23 protein-coding genes are annotated in these 25,075 nt (G+C 47.0%); 18 read left to right on the top strand and 5 right to left on the bottom strand.

Going from position 1 to position 25,075, the window contains the following annotated elements:
- Positions 1 to 21 precede the first annotated feature (21 nt).
- The 12 genes from mdcA to CUZ56_RS02855 all read left to right on the top strand — a co-directional run bounded on the left by mdcA (position 22) and on the right by CUZ56_RS02855 (position 10,411).
- Positions 22 to 1,686, top strand: a complete 1,665-nt coding sequence (mdcA, locus tag CUZ56_RS02910; RefSeq protein WP_126978027.1) for a malonate decarboxylase subunit alpha — start codon at positions 22 to 24, stop codon at positions 1,684 to 1,686.
- 20 nt (positions 1,687 to 1,706) lie between these two features.
- Positions 1,707 to 2,042 carry a malonate decarboxylase acyl carrier protein gene (mdcC, locus tag CUZ56_RS02905; RefSeq protein WP_126978025.1) on the top strand — a complete coding sequence of 112 codons (336 nt, stop codon included), beginning with the start codon at positions 1,707 to 1,709 and terminating at the stop codon, positions 2,040 to 2,042.
- Between the two features lie 11 nt (positions 2,043 to 2,053).
- Positions 2,054 to 3,034 carry a biotin-independent malonate decarboxylase subunit beta gene (locus tag CUZ56_RS02900; RefSeq protein WP_126978023.1) on the top strand — a complete coding sequence of 327 codons (981 nt, stop codon included), beginning with the start codon at positions 2,054 to 2,056 and terminating at the stop codon, positions 3,032 to 3,034.
- A 24-nt stretch (positions 3,035 to 3,058) separates the two neighbouring features.
- Complete coding sequence (gene mdcE / locus CUZ56_RS02895; protein WP_204250802.1) at positions 3,059 to 3,928, top strand: biotin-independent malonate decarboxylase subunit gamma; 870 nt, start codon at positions 3,059 to 3,061, stop codon at positions 3,926 to 3,928.
- Between the two features lie 65 nt (positions 3,929 to 3,993).
- The gene (locus CUZ56_RS02890; RefSeq protein ID WP_126978019.1) at positions 3,994 to 5,094 is read left to right on the top strand and encodes an AMP-binding protein; all 1,101 of its coding nucleotides are present in this window, start codon (positions 3,994 to 3,996) and stop codon (positions 5,092 to 5,094) included.
- A 1-nt stretch (position 5,095) separates the two neighbouring features.
- Positions 5,096 to 5,899: a malonate decarboxylase holo-[acyl-carrier-protein] synthase gene (locus CUZ56_RS02885; protein ID WP_126978017.1), complete on the top strand. Its 804-nt coding sequence runs from the start codon at positions 5,096 to 5,098 to the stop codon at positions 5,897 to 5,899.
- Between the two features lie 18 nt (positions 5,900 to 5,917).
- Positions 5,918 to 6,130 (top strand): biotin/lipoyl-containing protein, encoded by a 213-nt coding sequence (locus CUZ56_RS02880; RefSeq protein ID WP_126978015.1) that lies wholly within the window; start codon positions 5,918 to 5,920, stop codon positions 6,128 to 6,130.
- A gap of 64 nt (positions 6,131 to 6,194) precedes the next feature.
- Positions 6,195 to 6,599, top strand: a complete 405-nt coding sequence (gene madL / locus CUZ56_RS02875) for a malonate transporter subunit MadL (protein ID WP_126978013.1) — start codon at positions 6,195 to 6,197, stop codon at positions 6,597 to 6,599.
- Between the two features lie 12 nt (positions 6,600 to 6,611).
- A complete protein-coding gene (gene madM / locus CUZ56_RS02870; protein WP_126978011.1) occupies positions 6,612 to 7,388 on the top strand; it encodes a malonate transporter subunit MadM in 777 nt (258 codons plus the stop codon).
- A gap of 218 nt (positions 7,389 to 7,606) precedes the next feature.
- Complete coding sequence (locus CUZ56_RS02865) at positions 7,607 to 8,161, top strand: biotin transporter BioY (protein WP_126978009.1); 555 nt, start codon at positions 7,607 to 7,609, stop codon at positions 8,159 to 8,161.
- 126 nt (positions 8,162 to 8,287) lie between these two features.
- A complete protein-coding gene (locus CUZ56_RS02860; protein WP_126978007.1) occupies positions 8,288 to 8,524 on the top strand; it encodes a hypothetical protein in 237 nt (78 codons plus the stop codon).
- A 249-nt stretch (positions 8,525 to 8,773) separates the two neighbouring features.
- Entirely contained in the window at positions 8,774 to 10,411 is a 1,638-nt protein-coding gene (locus CUZ56_RS02855) for an amidase (protein ID WP_239441977.1), read from the top strand.
- Positions 10,412 to 10,563: 152 nt separating this feature from the next.
- Here the strand turns inward: CUZ56_RS02855 and CUZ56_RS02850 are convergent, their stop codons facing one another.
- A complete protein-coding gene (locus tag CUZ56_RS02850) occupies positions 10,564 to 12,963 on the bottom strand; it encodes a phosphoketolase family protein (RefSeq protein ID WP_126978005.1) in 2,400 nt (799 codons plus the stop codon).
- A gap of 373 nt (positions 12,964 to 13,336) precedes the next feature.
- Here CUZ56_RS02850 and CUZ56_RS02845 point away from each other — a divergent pair, with 373 nt between their 5' ends.
- Positions 13,337 to 13,978: a hypothetical protein gene (locus tag CUZ56_RS02845; protein ID WP_126978003.1), complete on the top strand. Its 642-nt coding sequence runs from the start codon at positions 13,337 to 13,339 to the stop codon at positions 13,976 to 13,978.
- A gap of 813 nt (positions 13,979 to 14,791) precedes the next feature.
- Here CUZ56_RS02845 and CUZ56_RS02840 read toward each other — a convergent pair.
- The 3 genes from CUZ56_RS02840 to CUZ56_RS02830 all read right to left on the bottom strand — a co-directional run bounded on the left by CUZ56_RS02840 (position 14,792) and on the right by CUZ56_RS02830 (position 16,460).
- On the bottom strand, positions 14,792 to 15,235 hold the full coding sequence (locus CUZ56_RS02840; RefSeq protein WP_126978001.1) for a toxin-antitoxin system YwqK family antitoxin: 444 nt from the start codon (positions 15,233 to 15,235) through the stop codon (positions 14,792 to 14,794).
- Positions 15,236 to 15,852: 617 nt separating this feature from the next.
- Entirely contained in the window at positions 15,853 to 16,236 is a 384-nt protein-coding gene (locus CUZ56_RS02835) for a type II toxin-antitoxin system death-on-curing family toxin (RefSeq protein ID WP_204250801.1), read from the bottom strand.
- Positions 16,233 to 16,460 carry a type II toxin-antitoxin system Phd/YefM family antitoxin gene (locus CUZ56_RS02830; RefSeq protein WP_162615233.1) on the bottom strand — a complete coding sequence of 76 codons (228 nt, stop codon included), beginning with the start codon at positions 16,458 to 16,460 and terminating at the stop codon, positions 16,233 to 16,235. Before CUZ56_RS02830 ends, CUZ56_RS02835 begins: the two co-directional genes overlap by 4 nt.
- A 243-nt stretch (positions 16,461 to 16,703) precedes the next feature.
- Here CUZ56_RS02830 and CUZ56_RS02825 point away from each other — a divergent pair, with 243 nt between their 5' ends.
- From CUZ56_RS02825 to CUZ56_RS02805, 5 genes are all read left to right on the top strand, one after another.
- Positions 16,704 to 17,387, top strand: a complete 684-nt coding sequence (locus CUZ56_RS02825; RefSeq protein ID WP_126977997.1) for a JAB domain-containing protein — start codon at positions 16,704 to 16,706, stop codon at positions 17,385 to 17,387.
- Positions 17,388 to 17,444: 57 nt separating this feature from the next.
- Positions 17,445 to 17,720 carry a prevent-host-death protein gene (locus tag CUZ56_RS02820; protein WP_126977995.1) on the top strand — a complete coding sequence of 92 codons (276 nt, stop codon included), beginning with the start codon at positions 17,445 to 17,447 and terminating at the stop codon, positions 17,718 to 17,720.
- A 21-nt stretch (positions 17,721 to 17,741) separates the two neighbouring features.
- Positions 17,742 to 19,388, top strand: coding sequence for a site-specific DNA-methyltransferase (locus tag CUZ56_RS02815; protein WP_126977993.1), 1,647 nt, complete (start codon positions 17,742 to 17,744; stop codon positions 19,386 to 19,388).
- Entirely contained in the window at positions 19,379 to 22,006 is a 2,628-nt protein-coding gene (locus CUZ56_RS02810; protein WP_126977991.1) for a DEAD/DEAH box helicase, read from the top strand. The genes CUZ56_RS02815 and CUZ56_RS02810 overlap by 10 nt, the downstream gene beginning before the upstream one ends.
- Before the next feature lie 76 nt (positions 22,007 to 22,082).
- Positions 22,083 to 24,155, top strand: a complete 2,073-nt coding sequence (locus CUZ56_RS02805) for a DUF262 domain-containing protein (protein WP_126977989.1) — start codon at positions 22,083 to 22,085, stop codon at positions 24,153 to 24,155.
- 128 nt (positions 24,156 to 24,283) lie between these two features.
- On the opposite strand, the gene CUZ56_RS02800 is transcribed toward CUZ56_RS02805, so the two are convergent.
- Positions 24,284 to 24,868, bottom strand: coding sequence for a phage integrase N-terminal domain-containing protein (locus CUZ56_RS02800; protein ID WP_126977987.1), 585 nt, complete (start codon positions 24,866 to 24,868; stop codon positions 24,284 to 24,286).
- Positions 24,869 to 25,075 lie beyond the last annotated feature (207 nt).

Here is a 25,075-nt window from a genome sequence, read left to right as displayed (position 1 = left end):
TCTGATAGAAAGGTGAATTCAATGGGTGAAACAAAGAAATGGGATACCAGAAGGACTGAGTATCTTGGACGAATGAACCAGGCTGCGCCATTCATCAAAAAAGACAAGGTGGTGGACGCGAAAGACGTGATCAAGCTGCTTGAGGCAGTGATCAAGCCTGGCGATAAGGTCAACCTGGAAGGTAACAACCAGAAGCAGGCCGACTTTTTGGCAGAGTGTCTTTCTAAAGTGGATAAAACCAAGGTGCATGATTTGCACATGGTGCAGTCTGCTTTGTCGCTGCCGATCTTCTTGGAAATTTTTGAAAAAGGCATTGCCAAAAAATTGGACTTTGCTTATAGCGGCCCCTTGGGCGGCCCGATTGCTGAGTTCATCAACAAAGGCAAATTGCAACTGGGTGCAATTCATACGTATCTGGAACTGTTTGCACGCTATTTTGTCGACTTGATTCCTCAAGTCACACTGGTGTGTGCCTACGAAGGCGATAGCAGCGGAAACCTGTACACCGGCTTCAATACCGAAGATACGCCTATCCAGATCGAAGCGACCAAGTTCAGCCAGGGTATTGTGATTGCCCAAGTGAACAAGCTGGTGGATAAAGTGAAGCGTGTTGATATTCCGGGCGACTGGGTGGATATGGTGATTGAGTCGCCCCGTCCGTTCTACCTGGAGCCGCTGTTTACACGCGATCCAGCGCTGATTACCGATCAGCAGGTTCTGATGGCGATGATTGCTCTTAAAGGCATCTATGCCAAATATGGTGTGCAGACCATCAACCATGGTATTGGTTTTTATACCTCTGCCATTGAGCTGCTGTTGCCAACCTATGGTGAAGAACTGGGCCTGAAAGGCAAATGCTGCTCTCACTTTGCGCTCAACCCGCATCCAACCTTAATTCCAGCCATTGAAAGCGGCTGGGTGAAAACCATTCACAGCTTCGGCGGTGAACTGGGTATGGAGCAATACTGTAATGCACGCCCGGATGTGTATTTTGTTGGCCCCGATGGCACGATGCGCTCCAACCGTGCTTACTGTCAAACCGCCGGCCATTATGCGCTGGATATGTTCATTGGCGGTACGCTGCAGATTGACAAGTACGGTAACAGCAGTACCGCAACCGCTAAACGTGTGGCTGGTTTTGGTGGCGCGCCCAACATGGGTTGTGATGCCAAAGGCCGTCGTCACCCGACAGATGCCTGGCTGAAATGCGGTGAAGAGTTTGTATCGCAGGCTGATTACATTGGCCCGATGAAGCGCGGTAAACGCCTGGTGGTACAGATGGCTGAAACCTTCCTGGAAAAAATGGCGCCCGCTTATGTGGACCAGCTTGATGCCTACAAGCTGGCTGAAAACGCCAACCTGGATCTGCCGCCTGTGATGGCTTATGGCGATGATATTACACACATCATCTCTGAAGAGGGGATTGCCAACCTGCATATGTGCCGCTCGCTGGATGAGCGTATGCGTGCGATTGAAGGCATTGCAGGCTACACCGAAGTGGGCTTAAGGGCTGATCCCAAGGTGACCAAGCAGCTTCGTGAAAAAGGCATCCTGCAGACACCGGAAGATCTGGGCATTGACCGCAGCAAAGCCACACGCTCACTGTTGGCAGCCAAGAATATTCGTGAAATCGTTGACTGGTCTGGCGGTTTGTATCAGCCACCCAAGAGATATCACAACTGGTAATTTGAAGGAGATATGAAATTATGGCAACGAAATCGCTGAATACATTGAGCTTTGAGTTCAAATCTTCTGCACCCAAAAGCGTTGTGAGCCGTTCACTGCACTATGGTGTGGTGGGCTCAGGCGATATGGAAGTGTTGATTCATCAGCAACCGCTGGATGGTGTGACCAAGTTCAAGGTGGTTACGCCTGTGACCGGCTTTGACAAGGTATGGGAAAAAGTGTTGCAACGCTTCGTGGAAGAAACCGGCACCAGCAATGCTTTTTTTGAAATCAATGATAACAATTCAACACCCGCTGTTGTGAACCTGCGCCTGCATCAGGCATTGGGTGAAATGAAAACAGCCGGTCATGAATAAGGGGTCAGAATATGCCGAAATGGAATAGTTTGCAAGATATGAGTTTTCTGACAGCCAATGCGCGCCAAAGGGCATTGGGCATTGTCGATGAAGGGACTTTTACCGAGCTGGCTGGTCCGATGGACAAGCTGGAAAGTCCGCATTTGCCGGTTCTGGGTGAAGCAGTGGCTTTTGACGATGGTATTGTGACGGGTGTGGGCCTGGTGGGCAAACGCCCGGTGTTTGTGATTTCCCAGGAAGGCCGTTTTATTGGTGGCTCTATTGGTGAAGTTAACGGTGCCAAGATGGTCAACACCATTCGTCTGGCGGTTGAGTCTTACAAAAAAATGAAAGAGAAAAATCCAGGCCTGAAAGATAACGAAGGTCCGGTTGTGGTGATCTCTTTTGAAACCGGCGGTGTGCGTTTGCATGAGTCCAATGCCGGTCTGCTGGCTCACGCCGAGGTGATGGATCAGTTGCAGGACTGCCGCAATATTGTCCCGGTGATTGCGCTGATTGGTAGTAAGGTCGGCTGCTTTGGCGGCATGGGCTTTGTGGGTGCTGCAACCGATGTGATCATCATGAGCCAGTATGGCCGTCTGGGCCTGACCGGCCCTGAGGTGATTGAGCAGGAAATGGGCAAAGACGAGTTTGATGCAAGCGATACCAGCCTGGTGTTCCGCACCACTGGTGGCAAGCATAAATACATCATGACGGACTGTAACTACCTGGAAGATGACAAAGTGTCGATCTTCAGGGCTGCGGTACAGAAGGTACTGCAAATGCCGATGGCTGAAATCAATGCACAGCGCCGTATTGGTACCAAAGCGCTGGTTGAAAAACAGCTCAAGGGCGTGCGTTTGTCGATTGACCTTCATCCTAAAGACTCCATGGATGTCTGGAAGTCCGTAGGTAATGCTGATCCGGAACACCTCATTGATTTGAAGGTGCCCGAATTTGTTCAGAATGCCAAGCGGTTGGATCTGGACCAGCAGAAGACTTACGAAATTTAAGCGGAGGTATTTATGGAAAGCTTGATGGGACAAGGTCGTGCAGCGATCGACCTGATGATCGACCCGGGCACATTTACTGAAAATGTGGTGGGACAGTTGAAAATTGACAACCCCGATTTCGGCCCTGGCGCCGTGATTGGTACAGCCAAGCTCGATGGTAAAAACTGTACCGTGATTGCCAATGATGCCATGGTAGGGAACCCCAACTTCCCGGTGGTTTATGCAGGCGTGATCGGTCTGGAAGAAGGCTACAAGATGGCGCTGGCAGTGTACGCCTCGATTGAAGCAGATAAAAGCCTGCCGGTTGATGAAAAACGTGCATTGTTGCTGATTGTGGATACCCCCGGAAACGGGCCTGGCAAGCAGGAAGAGATTTTCGGCATGAACAAGGCGACGGGTGCATACCAGTTGGCTTTGGCCGAAGCGCGCAAAACCGGACACCCGATCATTGCGGTGGTGATTGGTCGTGCCATCAGTGGCGCGTTCCTGTGCCACGGTTTGCAGGCAGATCATATTCTGTCGATGAGCCCGGAGTTTGGCACCATGATTCACGTGATGCCGATTACATCCATCGCGCGTATTACCAAACTCGATCAGGATTATCTAGAGGAACTCTCCAAGAACAATCCGGTGTTTGCCGCAGGGCCGCAATTCTTTGAACAGCTTGGCGGTGTGGAGGAGATCATCAATTCAATTGATGACATCCGCCCCACAGTGCTCAAGCATGTAAAAGAAGTGGTTGAACTCAAGAAGCAGGGTCGTTATGACGACCTGGGCCCTTGGGGGCGTGGCAAACTGGGCGTTGAGCGCGGTGGCCGCAAAATGCGTGCAGTGGTGATCGACAAGATGAACGAAGAGTTCAAAGCTGTCGAAGCCAAGTATCTGAGCGCTTGATCAACATATGACCTGCACATGCTTGTGAAAGGGCATGTGCAGGCGGAACCAAAGAGGTTCAACGTATGAACACGATTTTGGAAAGCCTTCGCAGTATCGTCGATGATATTGGCACAGCGCCGACTCTGGAAGAAATGCCCAGAAGAACGCTGGCTGACAAGGGCATCGCCGGGCCAACAGCCGCGCATGTGATTGAAGAAGTGCACGTGCCGTTTAATCTGGCCTATGTGACGTTCACTACAGGGTCGACGGCTTTCCAAAATATTGTGGGTGTGACACATCCTGAACTGCCGCAGCGCGAACAGGCTGTGCGCAAGGTGATGGCGCTTGCCGGTATTCCTGCAGGGGCACATGCGGTATTTACATATGCACCCTTGGTGAATGTGTTCAGTGCGCAGGCGCTGAATGCCTATGGCCTGACCTGGAGTTTTCTCAAACGCTCCAGCCGCGACGCTTTTATTCTGGCGCTGTGTGAAAAGCAGCCTCAAGTGGTGGTGGGAGAGTCGGCGTTCATTGCCTCTACTCTGGTGGATGCCCAGAACCTGGGGTTTGCCGACATGATTCCGCGTGGCAGCGTGGTGCTGTGCGCGGGGACTCCGCTGGATCTGGAGCTGCTGGAGGTGGCCAAACTTTATGACTGGCAGGTGCATGATTTGTATGGTTGCCAGGAGTTTGGCTGGCTGACGCTGGATGGCGTTCCTTTGCGCGATGATATTTCATTGATTCCATCACCTGCGGGTGCAGAATACCGGGAGCTGCTGGTAGGCGGGATGCCGCTGGCTGACAGTTTCATTGTGAGCCAGAGCGGTCATGTATGCAACAAGGCAGGACACATCATCACATACAGAAGGCGCCGTACCAATCCGGAATACGATGTGTATGTAACTGCGACCACTTTCCCGACGCCTGAAACTATCACACGCGCGGCCAGAAGCATTCTGCGTATCAAAGGGCGGGTGGTGAAGGTGAGTACCGATCTGCGCTGCAATGCACCGGCCACTGAACTTGTGTATATGCCTTCCATTGTGCCGCCGGGCGAGGTTGCCTCTGCCATTGCCGCGGTATGCGGGCCGGAAAAAACGCAGTTGTTTGATTCGCTGGTTGAAGCGCAGGTGCAGTTTCAGTCATCCTCCAAAACAGACCCGACCTGGGTGAAAAAGAGCTGATATGTATACACGCCATACTTACCTCTTTATTTCACGCGAAGGGCGGGAGCGGATTTTCCGTGAACTGCAAGAGCAGGGGATGTTGCAGCAGAACTATGAACAAGTGCTGCTGCCGGAAATATGCCCGCCTGATGTGGGGCGCTATGCCTGTTCAGGCCCTGATGTGTCTATCCCGGGTATTGTCCGGCGGGAAGAGGGACATAAGCGCGATGGTTTGATTCCGGTGGGATTTTCCTCCTGGCAACAGCCCGATGGCAACAAACTGCGCATTCCCGCCTTTGTGGCACCCAGTGAAATCGCTGCGGTATTTCAGCCTGCGGATGTTCTTGAGCCTTTAAGGCGTGGTCAGGTGAAGTGTGAAAGAACCACTGCCCTGTGTGCGCTCTCCAGCCTGATGGAGCAGGAAAACAGAGCTTTGTTTTCGCTGGGTGTATGGGGATCGGCCGCGGTGGAATTGCTGACGGGCTATTTTTATACCCGCGAGGATTCCGATCTGGATATTTTGTTTACACCGTCTCCGGCTTCGTTGAATTCGGTTGATGCGGCGCTGATTTTGCGCGACTGGATGGATATTGTGATTCAAAGCGAGCATGAGTTTCATGTGCGCATTGATGTCGAGCTTTCATTACCCAACGGGTATGGGGTCTCGCTCAAAGAGCTTTTTAGTCATGGACACACTGTTTTGGCCAAAGGGCCGGCAGATGTTGTTCTTTTGCCTAAAAAAGAAATATTTACCTTGTTTGATGTAGCTGAAAACGAAAAGCACCCGAACTTGGTAAATGTCATTAAAACTACACTCAATTAACTGAAAAGGAGTCATGAAATGAGTGAAATTAAAGCCAGGATGCCTGGAAAAATTGATGAAATCAAGGTGAAAGTGGGCGATGCTGTGAAAAAAGATCAACAGGTTGTCATTATGGAAGCCATGAAGATGAAAACTCCTTTGCCGGCACCAGCAGATGGCACGGTTAAGGAAATCAAGGTTGAGGTGGGACAGCGCGTGAGCTCTGGCGATCTCCTCGTGGTTATTGAGTAAATAAAAAAACCGCAGGGGACACCTCCATGTCCTCTGCGGAAAAATCACACACGGGAGTCCATGTATGATTATTTATGGTTTAGCTCTCTTAAGTGCCTGCATGTTTGCCGGCGTCTTTGTGGGGACCCTGATCGGACAGCTGATCGGTATCCCCGGCGACATTGGTGGGGTTGGCTTCGCTATGCTCTTCCTGATGCTCTCCACAGAAATTCTTGATAGAAAAGGGTTGATGAAAAAATCGGCCAGCTCAGGCATTGAGTTCTGGTCGGCCATGTACATACCTATTGTAGTGGCAATGGCGGCAAGCCAGAACGTTTACGCTGCAATTTCCGGTGGGCCTACTGCGTTGGTGGCCGGGATTGCCGGGTGCGTTGTCATGTTTCCTCTTATTAAACCGCTGTCGAAATTAGCCAAGCCTAATGAAAACTGGGAAGAGGACCTGGCAAAAGAATTGGCTGACAAAAAATAAACAGGTGCCATTATGGAAGTAGATATTGTAGGTATTGTTCAGAGTTTATTCTCTAAAAACGGCCTGGTGATGGCATTCATGATTGTGGGTGTCATTCTATGGGGTTCCGGTCTGATATCCAAGTATCTGACAAAAGGGCGTATCGCCAGTTCGGCGATGGCCATTTTGATAGGCTTGATTCTGGCGTTTATTGGAGGTGCGACCACAGGAGGCAGCAAGGGCCTGGCAGACGTTTCTTTGTTCAGTGGTATTGGCATTATGGGTGGTGCGATGTTGCGTGACTACGCCATCATTTCAACCGCGTTTGGTGCCAAACTGAGTGAATTGACCAAGGCAGGTCTGGCAGGTTTGCTGTCATTGTTCATTGGTATTGTGGGCTGTTACATTGTGGCAGCGGTCATTGCCTATATGTTTGGCTATCACAGTGCAGTGGATGTGGCAACGATTGCCGCAGGTGCTGTCACATTTATCGTCGGGCCGGTTACCGGTGCGGCTTTGGGGGCCAGCTCTGACATCATGGCATTGAGCATTGCTGCCGGTGTGGTGAAGTCTGTTCTTGTGATGATTCTCACACCTCTTCTGGCCAAGCCTTTCGGGTTGCGCAATCCGCAGGCAGCCATGGTGTATGGCGGTCTGATGGGAACGACCAGCGGTGTGGCTGCTGGGCTTGCTGCGACGGATACACGACTGGTGCCTTATGGTGCAGTGGTGGCAACGTTCTACACCGGGTTCGGGTGTTTGTTGTGCCCGTCGGTATTGTTCCTGATTACCAAGGCGATACTTGGATAATTTGATGTCAATGTAAGTAAAAAGAAACAGCATGAGACTGGGAGTGTACGGAATCTGAAAAGTTCATTTTTGGTCTCATGTGTGTATGTTACATATCAATAACTAGAAATTCTCAGCGGTATATATTGAAATTTTTTGGTGGGCAAGTGAGAGTGGTGAGATAGAAAGAGAGAATGTTGACTTGATTTTTGAGTGACCTGAGCATGATGAGATAAGCGATGAATATTGCAAAAAAGTGGTCGGTATTTCCGGGTTTGTATGTGTGGCCCGTATTGATGATGCTTTCTATCATGGCTGCGGCGTGGGTGAATATTCCTTTTACAGCACAAGGCTCTGTGGCGGTGACGTTGCAGGGACTTTTTTTTATGCTCACAGGGTTGGTTTTAGGCTCGCGTGTGGGGCCGCTTGTAGCGGTTGCATATGTGGGCTTGGGTTTGCTGGGGCTGCCGGTATTTCCGCAGGGTCAAAGCGGCATGGCTGCTTTAACGGGGGCTTATGGCGGCTACCTGCTTGGCGGTGTGGCCTGCGCGATGAGTTGCAGCATCAACACCCAGCGTGATGCGGGTTCTTTTCAATCCGTTTTAATGAAGTGCTTTTCGGGTTACTTTATCTGGCTGCTGTTGGGGTCGCTGATGTACAAAGGCGCAACCGGTGTGGATTTTGCTCAGGCACTGGCAACGGGGTTTACACCGTTTATTCCCAGCATGGTTGTGCTGTGCGCAGCCGCTGCAGGGTTGTACTGTTTTATGCGTGGTAAGGGCTGGGTACGTTAACGCCTGTGGCGTGCTACCACAGCAAGTGATGATGAATTTATTCTGTTTTGTGAAGGTTTAAAGCAGGACGGATTCAGCAACACAGACTATCAAAAGTGGTCTGTTTTTGATATGAATGGAAGTGTCATGAAAGACGACAAAGTCATTATTTCATTAGAAAAAGTTCCTGTGCGCAGAGCACTTAAAAGATCAAACAAGAAGGTGCTGCTGCTGTTTTTGGTAGTCGGGGTTTTGGGTGGCTATGTTTATTCCATGTATTTCAAAAATCCCTCAGCCGAAGCGCCCACGTCTTCTGCTGGGCAAGCAGGGGTTGTGATGCAAAGCCATGTCGTGGGGGATGTACCTCAGCGTACCACGCCCTGACGTTATGAAAGGCCGGATCCAACCGGCGTATTGACAGGATCCCTTGAAAGTTCAAATGCGGTTTGAAGGCCGCAGGGGCTTTGCTTTTTCAAAAATGATGGATACGTGCAAATCAAGTGTGATAAGGCTGGACCATGCATGACCGGGCCAGGTGTAGTGATCTATGTATGAAAAATGAAGGAGGACCATTTAGTTACTGTTTTTTTCTTTTGGGGTTTTCTTTTTAACCAACATATGGGAGATGTATAAATGAATCAAGAATCAACCCAAGGCTCTGAAAATTCTGCTCATGACCAGGCGCAACCTAACCGGCGCACTGCCATTAAAAATCTGGTCGGCGGTGTAGCCGCTGTAGGTCTGCTTGGTAAAATGCACACATCTATAGCTCAAACCGCTTCTGCAACGGGGAGTACTTCTGTGCCTTCTTCTGGCGCTACCCAAATTATTGATATGCCTGCCTGGGAACTGTCGGTGCAGATTCATGCGAAGAAGGTATCCTGCCAGGAGGTGATGAAAGCCTATCTGACACAGATTGATAAGGTCAATGATAAGGTGAATGCCATTGTGGCGTTGCAGGATCATGACGACCTGATGAAGCAGGCTGCTGAAAAAGACCGTCTGCTGGCGCAGGGCAAGACCGATGGCTGGATGCATGGTTTCCCTCAGGCGATTAAGGACCTTGACGATACCAAAGGCGTTCGTACCACTTACGGCAGCCCGGTATTTAAAGACAATGTTCCCACAAGCGACAGCTTCATGGTTCAGCGCATGAAAGCGGCTGGCATCATTGTGGTGGGCAAGACCAATACGCCTGAATGGGGCTATGGCTCGCATACCTACAACCCGGTTTACGGCGTGACCGGTAATGCGTATGACCCGAGCAAATCGGCTGGCGGCAGCAGCGGTGGTGCAGCGGTGACGCTGGCGCTGCGTATGCAGCCCGTGGCTGATGGCAGTGACTTCATGGGCTCTTTGCGTAATCCGGCGGGCTGGAACAATGTGTTTGGTTACCGCCCGTCCTGGGGGCGTGTGCCGGCTCCTGGTAAAGAGTTGTTCTTTAACCAGTTTGGTATCAATGGGCCGATGGGCAGTTCAGTTGCCGATGTGGCATTGTTGCTCAATACCCAGTCTGGCTATACACCGCTGGCGCCGGAGTCTTTGGCCGATGACGCCAATCTGAAAGCGCTCACGCCGTTGAATGTGTGTGACCGCCTGAAAATGGACCCCAAGGGTAAAAGCATTGCCTGGCTGGGAGACTGGCATGGTTACCTGGCGATGGAAAAAGATGTGCTGGAAGTCTGCCAGAATGGTCTGAAAGCGTTTGAAGGCATGGGTGTGAAGGTTGATGAGATTGATAACCCGACCGATCCGGCCAAGTTCTGGGATGAAGTCTGGTTGCCGCATCGCCACATTTGTGCTTCGAGCATGAGGGCGCTGATGGAAGACCCGGCAAAACGTGCTTTGAGCAAACCTGAAGCCATCTGGGAATATGAAGGCTCCAAGAAGTATAGCGCTCAGGATACCTATTTTGCCAGCTTGCGGCGCAGTGACTGGTACCGCACAGTGTTGGGTATTTTTGAGAAGTATGACTTCATTGCTGTGCCCACCGCTCAGATGTTTGCGTTCGACAAAAACTGGCATTGGCCCAAAGAGGTTGCCGGTAAAGAGATGGACACCTACCATCGCTGGATGGAAATTGTCACGCACTGGACGATGTGCGGCTGCCCGGTTGCGGCAATCCCTGTTGGTTTTAACAGCAAGGGGCTGAGCATGGGGATCCAGCTGATTGGCAAACCCCAGAGCGACTGGGATGTGCTGCGCATGGCTTATGCTTATGAGCTGGCGACTGACATTGTGAGGAAACATCGCCCGGCTTTGGCAGGATAAAGTCTGGCCTGTACGGTATATTTATTGCAGTCATATCGTATCAAGCCGCAGAGTTTTTTCTGTAAAAGCAAACAGGCACTGTCTACGGACAGTGCCTGTTTTGTTGGAATGACAAATGCCCGATCAAGCTTGAAACAGGTTAATTCATGTCATTATGTTGAAGATGATGACGGATAAGGCCACTTCCAGTTCTTGATTTCGGGCAGATCATCGCCGTGCTCGGTGATATAGCGTTTATGTGCAATCAACTGGTCGATGAACTTTTGCCTGATGTGCGTGGCTTGCTCTCTTAACCCTGGCACACGGTCAATCGCATCTATGGCCAGGCTGTAGCGGTCCATGCGGTTGAGCACCACCATGTCAAACGGTGTTGTGGTGGTACCTTCTTCAATATAACCACGCACATGCATGTGGTCGTGCCCATGGCGTTTGTAAGTCAGGCGGTGAATCAACCAGGGATAACCGTGGAATGCAAAGATAACCGGCTTGTCTGTGGTGAAAATGGCATCAAAATCCCGGTCTGACAAACCATGCGGATGTTCGCGTTCAGACTGAAGTCGCATCAGGTTCACCACATTCACAAACCGGACCTTCAACTCAGGCAGGTATTGCCTTAACAGGTCGGTCGCAGCAAGCGCTTCCATGGTTGGGGTGTCGCCCGCGCAGGCAAATACAATGTCAGGCTCAGCACCCTGGTCGTTGGATGCCCACTCCCAAATACCAATACCTTTGGTGCAGTGCGTCATGGCGTCTTCCATGTTCAGGTACTGCAACGCTGGCTGCTTGCCTGCCACAATTACATTAACATAGTTGCGGCTTTTCAAGCAATGGTTGGTGACAGAAAGCAGCGTATTGGCATCGGGCGGTAAGTAGACACGGACCACTTCAGCCTTTTTATTCACCACATGGTCAATAAAACCCGGGTCTTGGTGTGAAAACCCATTGTGGTCCTGTCGCCAGACGTGGCTTGTGAGCAGAATATTCATCGATGGAATAGGGCGGCGCCAATCAATATGCCGGATGGTTTTAAGCCATTTGGCATGCTGGTTGAACATCGAGTCAATGACATGCACAAAGGCTTCATAGGTGCTGAAAAAGCCATGCCGCCCGGTGAGGTTGTAGCCCTCGAGCCAGCCCACGCAGGTATGCTCAGAAAGAATCTCCATGATGCGCCCGTCCTGTGCCAGCGTATCGTTGCCTTCATCTTCGGGGAGCGTATTTGCCATCCATGCTTTGCCACTGGCATCCAGTGCATCTGTCCAACGGTTGGAGACAATTTCATCCGGTGCAAACAGGCGGAAATTGCGGGGTGCCTCATTTGCACGCAGCACGTCCCGCAGGAATCTTCCCATCACCCTGGTGGCTTCTGCCATGGAAACACCCGGTGTTTCAACTGGTACGGCGTAGTTGCGATAATCCGGCAGCCTTAAATCGCGGCTTACTGAGCCCTGCGCTACCGGGTTTGCGCTCATGCGTTTGAACCCTTGGGGGTGCAGCGCTTTCAGCTCTGCTTTCAAAGACCCGTGTTCATCAAACAGCGTTTGCGGTTTATAACTTTCAAGCCATGTTTTTAAATTCTGAATGTGTTCCTCATTCATGTTTGAAAAAGGAACCTGGTGACTTCGCCAATAACCTTCTGTGATTTTTCCGTCAATTTTCTTCGGCCCGGTCCAGCCTTTAGGGCTGCGCAAAATAATCATGGGCCAGCGTGGGCGCGAAAGGGGTTTGCCTGAAGACTGCTCCTGCAGGGCATGCGCGCGAATCGCAGCAATCCGGTCAAAGCAGATATCCAGCACCTGCGCCATCTGCTTGTGTGCAGCCATGTAGTCATCGGGATCAGCCACTTCGACCCAATGCGGCTCATAGCCGTACCCGACAAACAAAGCCTCAAGCTCATCATGCGATATGCGCGAAAGCACGGTGGGGTTTTGAATCTTGTAGCCGTTCAGGTGCAGAATAGGTAACACTGCACCGTCTGAAATCGGGTTTAAAAACTTGTTCGAATGCCAACTGGTGGCTAAAGGGCCAGTTTCAGCCTCGCCATCACCTACGACGGCAATGACCACCTGCTCAGGATTATCAAATGCGGCGCCATATGCATGAGAGACCGCGTAGCCCAGCTCTCCGCCTTCGTGCATGGAGCCAGGCGTTTCAGGTGCCACATGCGAAGGGATGCCACCGGGAAAAGAAAACTGCTTAAACAACAGCTTCATGCCTTCTTCATCTTCAGACACATTGGGGTAGTATTCTGAATACGTCCCTTCCATCCACGCATTGGCCACCAGTGCCGGGCCACCATGTCCGGGGCCGGTAACATAAATCATGTTCAGTTCACGCTCATTGATGATGCGGTTCAAGTGCGTATAAATAAAATTCAGTCCTGGTGTGGTGCCCCAATGACCCAGCAGTCTGGGTTTGATGTCTTTGAGCACCAGAGGTGTTTTAAGCAGGGGGTTGTCCAGCAGGTAAATCTGGCCTACGGACAAATAATTGGCGGCTTGCCAGTAGGCATGCATTTTTTCCAATAGAGTTTGAGAGACAGTTGCTGACATAGCTGGTATTTCTGTTGTGGCAAATTGATAAATGCTGTGTACCAAAACCTTAGGTTAAGGCAGCTAGCTTATTACCATTCCATCATACTACATTCAAAACCATTTAAAGCACTCGACAAGCGTAGTTGGGACGTGGTGATACGGCACGTTGAATCAAGATACTCATGGGTGACGCTTGTTAGTTCTATTCACATATGGCCCTTTGGGGAGGACGGGTGGGAGCTTAAAACCACTAACAGTCGGTGGGCGTATTGCTGTGCCTGTAATGTGTTTGTTCAATGCTCGAATTCTAAAGGTTGATTAAGGATTCTCAAATATTTTCAACAGATGTTATAGCGTTAAAAAATATGTTTCGTAATATAAAATAATAAAAATGAAATTTATTTTTACTATTTTTATTGCCAGCTTCTTGTCTGTTGTTAACGCTCAGCCAATGCCTGATTCATCATTGGAAGATGCTGTTCGTGAAATTGCATTAGCTGTTCATGATGTAGACCAACAGAAGCTGAGTCATTACATTCATCCCAGGATAGGTGTTTTTATTCCCTATAAAATAGGTATCCCCCCTGTTATTGACCACGAATCTCATATTGATATATATGCACTTTCTCAAATGAGAGATACCTTTTGGCCTGTCACACTGAAGGCAGAGGAGGGAATTCAGCGTTTTTTGAATAGTACCCAATTTCATTACACAACTACCATTACCAGCCATTGTGAGGATGATGCCCACTATGTACTTGAGGGCCAGCCTTTACAGGTAGGCGTTTATTTGACAGAGGATAACTTACTTTCAACACTACTCCAGCAGCTCGTAGAGTTTTGGGATTATCCCGAAGCTATAGAAGAAATATCTGGAGGTTTTTCTTTAGATAAGATCCATGCATTAGAGGCTAATAGCTACCGGGTTATTATTAATACAGGTGCAGATACCCTGGCATTCTCTGTCACACAGATAGAGGGGTGCTGGTACTTATGGTTGATTGATCGTTACACATTGGACTGCAGTGCTTAAGCTAAGCACCTTCAAAAAAGGAGTCTGGTTGCGCAGCTAGGTATTGAGTTGTCGGGAGGCCTATGCCACAAGGCAACCGTTCCAGACATAGGCACGTCTGGCCATGCCGGCGATTTTCAATTGTTGACTGTTCTAGTGGGCGGTGTGAATCCGTAGACAAGTCCAGACAATCCCTAAAAGCTAAGTGGTTGATTTATATAATGTCGGGAGTTGTCAGGGCTGGTTATGGATGGTGGAGCTGGGGGGAATTGAAGTGGTTCCATTTTTTACCGCCTAAAAAGAAAAAACCTGCGAAATCAAACTTAGTTTGGGGGAGTTCTTCTTTCCAGGGCTGGGAGGAGGACTTTGCAGGGTTTCTGGGGCCGCTGTTGTATGGAGGGCGCGCGCTGTAAGGTTTTTGAGGCGAGGCTGAGTGGGATGTTTTTTTGATCAGGCCTGCAGCTTGTGGAGATTAGGAAAGTTGCTGGAGCTGCTCGGCCATTTGCGAGCGTTGAGGTGCGTTGTGTTTCATGATCACCCTTTGGAAGGAAACAGGATTGAGATAGACCCCCTGTATGCTTGTACTACTTATGCCAGAGGGCAATGAAACAAATATGATAGCACCGCAGCCCAAGAGAACCCCCCGATAGCCTAGAGCATGCGGGGAATTCGGGCTGCCATGCAGTTTCACCCCTTGGCGCGCCGTTGCTACCCCGCCCGCAGCAAGTCTAAATATATTCTCTTTGACGAATGAAAAAGACACCTCAAAATGAGGTGCCGGGCTCTATTACGGCTGATCAATGAGGTTGTATAAAGACGGGAAATGACCAAGTGTTAGTTGAAGTTCACTTGTTCAATAATGTTTCCGTTTTTATCCCATCTAGTCCAAAGCCCTTGCTGTTTGCCATTCTGATAATGGCCTTCCGATGCCTTCTGACCGTTTTCATGCAACGCGATATATAAACCGTCACGGCGTCGTTCCACGGTCTCTGGTAATAATACAGCAGTATAAGGTTCAGTTGCCTTTTGCCCTGATGCATAAAACTCCTGAAGCAAGATCTCGCCTTGTGTGGTTATTCCAAGAAATTTTAAGTAGCAGGTTTTTTTCTCGTTGACGACACACGGCTCTTCTATGATCGTTTCGCCCACTTCCCATGGTGAGGCAGCTGTGGCCTGAGGGTCAATAGTGTGTGCCGTATTTCCCTGGGCAGCATGTTGCTGTGCATGGGCTGCAAAGACCATAATCAAATAGGATAAAAGAAGTAAGAGTTTTTTCATGGAATAAAAGCCTATTTTTAAATGTTCGGTTAATTCTAACGTGACCTTTTAATTAGGTTGCCGTTTTATCTCTCGGCGCGCCGTTGCTACCTCGCCGCCCCCGGTCTAAATGTATTGAAATTGGCGACACTGCCGAAGTGGGGTGCGGCGTGTTGTGTTCAAGCTTTTCGCTGGTTTTTGTGTTGGGAAAAAGTGATGGAGTTTTACAGGTAAGGGCATGGGGTGAAGTGAATGCCAGGAATAGGAGGGTGGGAAAAGGGGAACTTATTTTTTTACTGTTTTAGCGGGCACTGCTAATCGGTAGACAAGTCCAGACAACCCCTAAAATCTAAGTGGTTGATTTATATACTGTCGGGAGTTGTCAGGACTGGTTATGAATGGGCCGGGGACAATCAAACATATTTGATAACTTATTATTTTTAATAAATTAAATTTAATTAATAAAATTTTGTTACTGGAAAAGTTACTGGAATTTTGAGTGCATTCTTTTCTTAATTCAACAGACTTTGCTTTAGCAATACTGTCTTTTTCTCATTATCTATTTACTCACGCCGCTCAGGTGTGACGTCAGACATCTTCTTTTACCCAGCGCGTAATCACGATTCTGTCTCCACCGCTTACTTCAAAGTCACAATCTGTTTCAGATACGAAGCCAGATCTTCTCTGGAATACTTGCCGGCGGCCACGCTGACGGTCTGATCGACCAGCGTCATCGATTCCGGCAACTGAAAACCATTGCGATCCAGAAAAATAGCGGTGGTTATCAATGCAGTGCGCTTGTTGGCATCGGCAAAGCAATGGCCTCTGGCAATCGCCAGAAAATAGGCGGCAGCGAGTTCAAAAACATCGGTGATGTTTTCATAGTGGTAGAGGTTCTGCACGCGCATGATCATGGCTTCGATCCGTCCGGTGTCGGCGATACCAGTCAAACCTTTGGCGTTTTCGAGTATCCAGTCATGGAACCGGATAACTTCATGCGCTTCGACAAACTGAATGCTCATCTGTCGGCCAGCGCATCTATCTGTGGCTGATGACGCTGCATCAGGCGGTCAAATTCCTGTTTTAACTGGTTTTCCTGATAGTGCCGGTAGGCTGTAAAGTCGTCATGGCTGAGGATAACCGCAGCCGGTTTGCCGTTCCTGGTCACAGTAACAGGGCCATTCTGGGTGTCATCCAGCACTTTGGCCAGATGCTGACGTGCTTCACTATAGCTGATCTGCTGCATGATTTTTTGCCTTGTAAAAGTACAATAAGTAAGTACATTCATATTGTACAATACTCTTGTGATATGTCTGGATAACAGGCTGTTTTTTTGAGAAATTTCGCATCAGATTCAGTGGGCACGACAGAGAAAATCAGCCCGGCGTATTACCAGTAAAAATCCGCATTTTGTTTCAACATAATTTATACCGTATTATTCACAATACCGATCCTGTTTTTTTGTTTAATCTTATTTAAAATAGAACCCATGGATATCAAACTCACCAGCAAAGACAAGAAATACGTTCACTGCCCGGATGACGTATTCGGCATCATGCAGCGTATCCTGCTGCGTGAGAACAAGATCGACAAGGAAAAGGAACACTTCTGGATCATCGGTCTTGATGTCGCCTGCTATATTCTCTACATCGAACTGGTCACTCTGGGCACAGTTGATCGGGCACCTATCGAACCAATGAATGTCTACCGTGTCGCCGTGATGAAAAACGCGACGCACGTGATTGCCGTGCATAACCACCCCGCAGGCACGCTCAGTCCATCAGAAGCCGACAAGGACATCACTGACAGGCTGATCCAGGTCGGCAGAATCCTCAATATCCGAATGGAAGACCACCTGATTATCAGCACCACCTCCTATGTCAGTTTTAAATGCATGGGGCTGATGGACACGCTGGAACAAAGTCTGAAGTATGTGCCGACATACCAGATCATTGAGCAGATCCGTAAGGAAGAGAAGGCGATTGCGAAGGAGGCTGTTAAGGCTGTTCAGAGTAAAGTGAAGGAGGCCAAGGAAGCTGAAAAAAATGCTAAAAATCAAGCAACAACGCTAGCCCTCGCTTTAATTGAAAAAGGTGTTGATATTGAAAGTATTGCCAAAATACTGGAAATCACACCCAGCGACGTTGAAAAGATGATCAATAAAAAGAAATAGCCAATTCTGACAGGGTTATTTTAAAGCAACTAATACAATTAAATTAATATACTGAAAATGAGTAAAATAACCCTTCCCCCAGCTATCTGTGTCAAACCTGGATTGTGTGAAGTTGCTGAAAAGGTATTGACAAACAATGGAACGCAAGCAAGTTTTGTTAAAAAAGCGATTCGTAGCCAAGTACAAAACCAACAAATTAAGGTCGAGTTTCTACAAAGAGCGCTAACATCTCGTGATAACGCCGCACAGACCGGTATCTATACTTCAACAGATGTGGTGCATAACAAACTCAGAGAGATACTGAGAATTGCCAAAATTAATTCAGTTATCTAGTTTTTATTTAGGAAGTTATACATGCCTACACTCAACTGGATTGGCAAAAAAGCAGTCATAATCCACCATAAAGAAGTACCGTTCCGGCTTCTAGAACCTGAGCAAATATTCTCCTGTGAAGCAGACAATGGCAATCTGATTGTTCAGGGTGACAATCTGCAAGCGCTCAAATCGTTGCTACCCCGCTATGCGGGCAAGGTCAAATGTATCTACATTGACCCGCCATACAATACCGGCAATGAGGGTTGGGCCTATAACGACAATGTCAACAGTCCGGAAATACAAAAGTGGCTCGGTGAAGTAGTTGGAAAGGAAGGTGAAACGCTGGACAGGCATGACCGCTGGCTATGCATGATGTATCCACGACTGCTTTTACTCAAACAGTTTTTACGTGAAGATGGCGCCATTTTTGTTTCTATTGATGATAATGAATTAGCCTGTCTTAGATTGTTGATGGATGAAATTTGGGGGAAAAGAAATTTTATTGAGACGATTATATGGGAGAAAAATTACGCGCCTAAGGCATCAGCAAAATTTTTTTCTGAATCGCACGAATATATTATCACTTATGCTAAAAACAGTAGCTCTTGGATAAGGAATTTGATGCCAAGATCTGATAAGCAGGACAAAATATATAAGAATCCGGATAACGACTCTAGAGGAAGGTGGAGACCCAATAACTTAGCTGCACGGAATTATTATAGTAAAGGAATTTACCCTATTAAGTGTCCTTCTGGACGTATTATTACTGGCCCACCCAAAGGATCTTATTGGCGTATATCTGAAGAAAAGTTTAAGGAGCTTGACCAAGATAATCGTATTTGGTGGGGAAAAGATGGAAATAATGTACCAGCACCTAAAATTTTTCTATCAGAGGTGACTCAAGGCGTTGTTCCAATGAGTCTATGGCAATATTCAGAAGTAGGACATACTCAAGAAGCCAAAAAAGAACTCTTAGAGTTGGTTGATTTTGAAACATCAGATGAGGTGTTTATTACTCCCAAACCAACCCGCTTGATCCAACGCATCCTGCAAATTGCGACAGACAAGGACTCCTTAGTCTTAGACAGCTTTGCCGGTTCTGGCACCACTGCACATGCTGTTTTAAAACAAAATGCTGAAGATGGCGGCAACCGCCGGTTTATTCTGGTTGAAATGGATCAAAACATCGCGCAAAACGTCACAGCAGAACGTATCAAGCATGTGGTACAGGGATACACCAATGCCAAAGGGCAGGACATTGCGGGCTTAGGAAGTGGATTCCAGTACTGTCGGCTATCTTCAGAGCCCTTGTTCCAAGCTGATGGCGCTATTCGTCCCGATGTGACTTTTGCGCAGTTAGCTGAGTTCGTCTGGTTCATGGAGACTGGATCAGGTCAGCACGCCGTTGATCCGCAGAAGCAGAAAAAATCCTCACCATTGCTGGGTATTCATCAAGACCGTGCCATTTTCCTTTTGTATAACGGCATACTCAAGGACAAAACTGACAAAGGCGGTAATGTACTCAATTACATGACGCTGGAAATCCTGAAAGCTGAATTGCTTGGGCACGAAGGATCATGGGTTGTTTATGGAGCTTTCACGCGCTTTAGCAAAACTAAACTGGCCCAGCTTGGCATCACCTTTCACCAGTTACCTTACGACCTGGCGGTAAAAACATGGCTTTAAACAATACAGACCTTAAAAACTATCAGGTCCAGTTACTGGAAGGCTATGAGGCTTACCTGAGGCGTGTTCGGGAGCTCAGAAGTCCCGCCGCCGCCTTCACTGAAAGTACCGAAGCCTTTTTTGGTCGTGGTCTACCTTATCAGCCATTGCCGGGCGCCGAAATGGTGCCTTATGTCTGTCTGCGAGTCCCTACAGGCGGCGGTAAAACTCGGCTTGCAGGGCAATCCATCAAACGAGTCAATGAAGCTTTTCTAGCGCGTGAGTGCTCTCTGGTGTTATGGCTGGTGCCGTCTGAAACCATTCGAGAACAGACACTTCAGGCGCTGAGAACTCCGGGAGAATTGCTTTATCAAGATATGCGAGACCTATTCGGCTCGGTCCATGTCCTCGATATTAATGAAGCCCTCTACCTTTCTCCAGCAACTCTCAGCACCGCCAACACCATTATTGTCGCTACTATGCAAAGCTTTAAACGCGACAGTGCCGACGGATTACGCGTTTACCGGCAAAATGGCGCATTGATGCCACATTTTGATGGTATCGCACCTGAACGTTGTGGCGAGCATTCACTGGTCGATGTCATTCGTTTGCAGCAACCTTTCATCATTGTCGATGAGGCCCACAATCAGGGTACTCCGCTTGCTGTAGATACTTTGGTACGCCTAAACCCATCCTGTATCTTAGAACTCACAGCTACGCCAGACCGCTCCAGCCAGCCTTCTAATATATTGCGCAGCGTATCGGCAGCGACGTTACAGGCTGAAGAAATGATTAAGCTACCGTTGGACCTCGCGATACATCCGCAGTGGCAACGATGCTTTGCTGGCGCTCATGCTAAGTTGCAGCAACTTGAAAAGGACGCGATCGGGGAGCAAAAGCAAACCGGGGAAATCGTTGCTCCCATCGTGATGCTCATCCAGGCTGAACGCAAAATGCAAGGTAAAGAAACCTTTATACCGGAAATTGTGAAAAAAGCATTGATTGAGGATTTTCACATTCCTGAATCAAAAATCGCTATTGCCACCGGTGTAACTGATGAGTTGACCGGCAAGAAACTGGGAGACAAAGATTATCCCCAGTACATCATCACTGTTGATAAGTTGCGTGAAGGCTGGGACTGCCCCAATGCCTATGTACTGTTCTCATTTCGCAATACCACTTCAGCCACCGCTGTTGAACAGCTTCTGGGCAGAATCCTGCGCATGCCCCATGTTACACGAAAGCACAATGAAGCGCTCAATAAGAGCTATGCATTCGTAGTCTCAGAAAATATGCTGGAAACTGCCAATAATCTGCGTGACGGTTTGGTACAAAGCGGATTTGAACGGTTAGAGAGCAAAGACCTGATTGCTCCAGTTCAAGATGACAGCCCCACACCTGATTTATTCAATCAGGCTCAAGATATCACGGTCAACCTGCCGGAAATTGACAACCAAGTTATTACTCCCGACCTTGACGCCCTCAACGCCTTGCCCAAGACACTGCGTGAGAAAGTAGATATTTCTCAAGAGACAGGAACATTGACAGTGAATGGTACTGTCACTGCATCGCAAGTTAAACAATTGGCTGAAACCTTTAAAAAGCCCGAAGTGATTAAGGCAATAAAAGAACAGTTAGATACAGCCTTAATCAAACAAACTTCACCAGAGCTACCTGAAAAAACACCTGCTGAGCGCGGCGAAGTGGCTTACATCCCCTTGCTGACGGTTCAACAAGGTAGCCAAGTTGAACTGTTTGAAGAAAATTCGCTACTTGAAGGCGATTGGGAAATGGACGAATTCAGCCTACAACTTACCGAGGCCGAATTTCACCGTGATCCCGATTCATTCCGAAGGGCTTTGTTACGTCTTTCCAAGGTGGAAACAATTGAATTCGATCCTTATGACTCCTTGGATACGAACCTATCCTTATTTGGCAAGGAAGGCGGTTGGAGCGCTACCGACATTGTGGGTTGGCTGGACCAAAAAATATTGTTCCCTTATGCTTCTCAGGGACAGAAAGTAGCGTGGATCAATGCAGTCGTGACCTACCTTCTAGAAAGCAGAAGGTTTGAAGTTGATGAACTTGCTTATCAAAAGTTCAGTCTAAGATCAGCCGTTGAGCGCAAAATGCAGACGGGGTTGGTTCAAGCTAAGCAACGTATTTTTAATGAACTGCTTGACGATGACGCTGCTTTCAACGCAAGCGATGAACACCATATTGTCTTCAAACAGGGATATTACGCTTACGATACGCCTTATACAGGCCCTATGAAGCTCAAGAGACATTTTTTTCCTGTCATTGGGAATCTTAAAAACCAAGGCGAAGAGCTGGAATGTGCAGCATTTATTGCCAATGAACTGGAGGGTGTTCAATGGTGGGTGCGTAATGTAGAAAGAAAAAAGACCTCTTTCTGGCTGCAAACGGCATCAGACAAGTTCTATCCAGACTTTATCGTTAGGATGCAAGACGGTTGCACGCTAGTGATTGAATACAAAGGCGCACACATTGCGGACAACAGGGATAGTCAAGAGAAGAGACGTATTGGTGAATTATGGGCCAGACGAAGCCATGGGACATGCCGATTTGTCTGGGTTGAAAATAAAGACTGGCAAACAATTGAAGATGCCATTGTTTAATCTGTGAGGTTAAAGCAATTTCGATAAAGTTTATTAACTTCAATTATGCCAAATCTATTAAATAGGAAAATATTTCATGAAAGGCGAAGCGAAATCGTTTTTAAAATTCTTAGATGGTTCAGATAAACGCTTTATTATTCCTATTTATCAAAGGAACTACAGTTGGCAAATAAAACAATGCCAGCAACTATATGAAGATCTGAAAAAATTAATTGTAGAACCAAAGAAACCCCATTTTTTTGGCAGCATCGTGTCAAGTAACATGGAGAATGGCAATCGTGAGGATTATTTGATTATAGATGGTCAACAAAGGTTGACAACTATTTCTCTCCTACTCATTGCGATAGTCAATCTACTAAAAAATAACCAATTACAAGTTGACGACGAAAAATTATGTGAAAAAATTACTAAACGACATTTGGTTGATGAGTTCAATACCGACACTCGAAAAGTTCGTTTAAAACCTGTGAATGAAGATCGACAAGCATTTGACGCTTTATTTCAGGACGAATCTGATTTTATAAAAACGTCAAATGTAACAGCTAATTACCTATTCTTTGAAAATACACTGTTAGAAGAATCAATAAATTTAGAGAAAATGTATGACGCTATTTCGCGCCTGGAAATCATTGATATTTTTTTGGAAAAAAATGATGACCCACAACTCATTTTTGAAAGTTTAAACTCAACTGGTTTGGCGTTGGAAGAAGGCGATAAGATTAGAAATTACATTTTGATGAATCTCCCTCTCCAAATTCAAGAAGAATATTACGAGAATTACTGGTATAAAATTGAGAAAAAAACAGAATTTGAGAACAGCTATCATGTCAGTGATTTCATTAAAGATTATCTGACATTAAAGCTGGGACGAACAATTGTTATCAGGGACATCTATTTCTCTTTCAAAGAATTTGCGCATGACCTCGATAAAAAAGAGCTTCTTATAGATTTATTACATTATGCAACGTTTTATGAAATGCTGCTTAACCCCAAGGGACGCACAGGGCTATTTGAGGAGAATATTCTTCGGTTAAACCAATTGAACTTTACGGTTACTTACCCATTTCTACTTGCAGTTTTAGAGCGGCAATCAAAAAATGAATTGTCTATACAACAAGTTAAAACGGTTTTTTTAGCAGTAGAAACCTATATTTTTCGTCGTCTTATTGTTGGACTTGCCTCTAACGCACTAAATAAAGTGTTTGCTACTTTAGATAAGGATATATCTAAACGTCAAACAGGTAACGAAGATTATTCAGAAATCTGCAAATTTATTTTACTAAGTAAAGAACAAGGAACTCGTTTTCCTAATAATGATGAATTTATTGACCTCCTAATGACAAAAAATATTTATTCTATGAGCCCTGCGTATAAGCAGTATTTATTTAGTCGCTTGGAAAATGGTGAGAGCAAAGAACAAATTAATGTAATTGAACGCTTACAAAAGGGAGAATACAGTATTGAGCATGTAATGCCTCAAACGCTGAACAAAACTTGGAAAAAAGAATTAGGGGAAAACTACGAAGAAATCCATAATAGATTGTTGCATACATTGCCTAATTTGACACTGACTGCCTACAATAGTAAATACAGTAACAATTCGTTCCATGAAAAACTAACCATAGAAAATGGATTCGGAGAGAGTAATCTGCGTCTAAATAAATATATTAGTAGGTGCACTAAATGGGCTGAGCAAGAACTTGAAGAACGTAAATCTTTACTTGAGAAAGAAGCAATTAAATTGTGGCCTTACCCTGAAAGCAACTATGTTTCCCCACAACAAGAAATAAGTACTTATACTCTAGCTGATGATTTTGATTTTAAAGGGAATGTTCTTTATTCATATGAATTTCTGGATGGAGAAAAACCCGTGAATAGTTGGAAGGATATGATGCAAGATGTAGTATCTGCATTAATTTCTTTATACCCAGTGAAAATGCAACAATTAGCGTCTCAAAATGAATACATATCAGAAAAAAAACTTTCGAAATCTTATGCAGAGTTAGGCAATTATTTTATTTACGCTAACTGCAATACATCAGCCAAAATTGGAGGCCTGCAGCATTTTTTCAAGCACTGTGAAATTGACCCTGAAATACTAATATTCAATATTTTAACTAAAACATCGGTTAATAATGAAATTGAATAAATATTATATCAAATATACTGTTTCATAATAGTTATCTAATAAATAATTCTAAAAGAGTCTGTTTTTTGAAATTCCCCCACTTTCCGCATCTATAGATAACCGAAGTGAGGGAAGTCTGTTTTTGTGTTCTAGCAGCTTTCAACCAGAGGCGTAATCATCTCTCCGTCAATCGCAATAAGCCCGGCATTTTCGATTTTATCCAGCCAGCGGCCGAATTTCTTATCAACATCCAGCCCTATGGCCTGTAAGTCTTCACGGATCTGTGCCTTGGTGCAGTTTTTATTCTCCTGAACACAGTTGTGTATGCTCTGCCATAAAGCGATATGGTTGTCTGTGAGATGAGGTATGCCTTTGAGTTCAGGATACCTGTCAATGCCGCTTTCTCTGGCGGGTCTGGCATAGCCGATGGCTAGTGCCTTGTTGCTGATTTCCTTGCTCTGGGCGAGTTTATGTTTGCCTGCCATTCTGAGCGTTTGCCGGATGGCGGACATTTCATTTTGCAGCGTGCGTTTGTTCAGGTCTTTGGCCTGTCGCTGTCTGATGTAGTCAATGATGTGTCTGGTTTTCAGATGCGCGATGTCGCGTATCTGGATATTGCTTTTCTGCAGGGTCTGCACCAGCCGGTCTATGATGACTTGCCGGTCATGTACGGTTTTCTTGCCGCCAGCGGCCTGTCTGGCATATTGCTGTACCTGTTGCTTCAGATTGCTCATTTCTGTTCTCCTTTCCTATATACCTATGAACCCACATAACTCCGGCGCATGCTGATGCTGAGAACACGTATATATGTGTTCTCCTGACCGATACCTGTGCACCGGAGCGGATGCGGTTGAGGTATGGGGGAACGGTGAAGCACTCTGTGCTGCCGCCTGCTTTCCTTTTTAAAAGGGAAAGCAGGTAACTCCCCGCTGGTGGTGACC

The sequence above is a fragment of the Saezia sanguinis genome, assembly GCF_003991585.1.
Lineage (GTDB): Bacteria > Pseudomonadota > Gammaproteobacteria > Burkholderiales > Burkholderiaceae_C > Saezia > Saezia sanguinis.
Note: the sequence above shows the minus strand (reverse complement) of the source record. Positions and strands in the feature narration are given on the sequence as shown.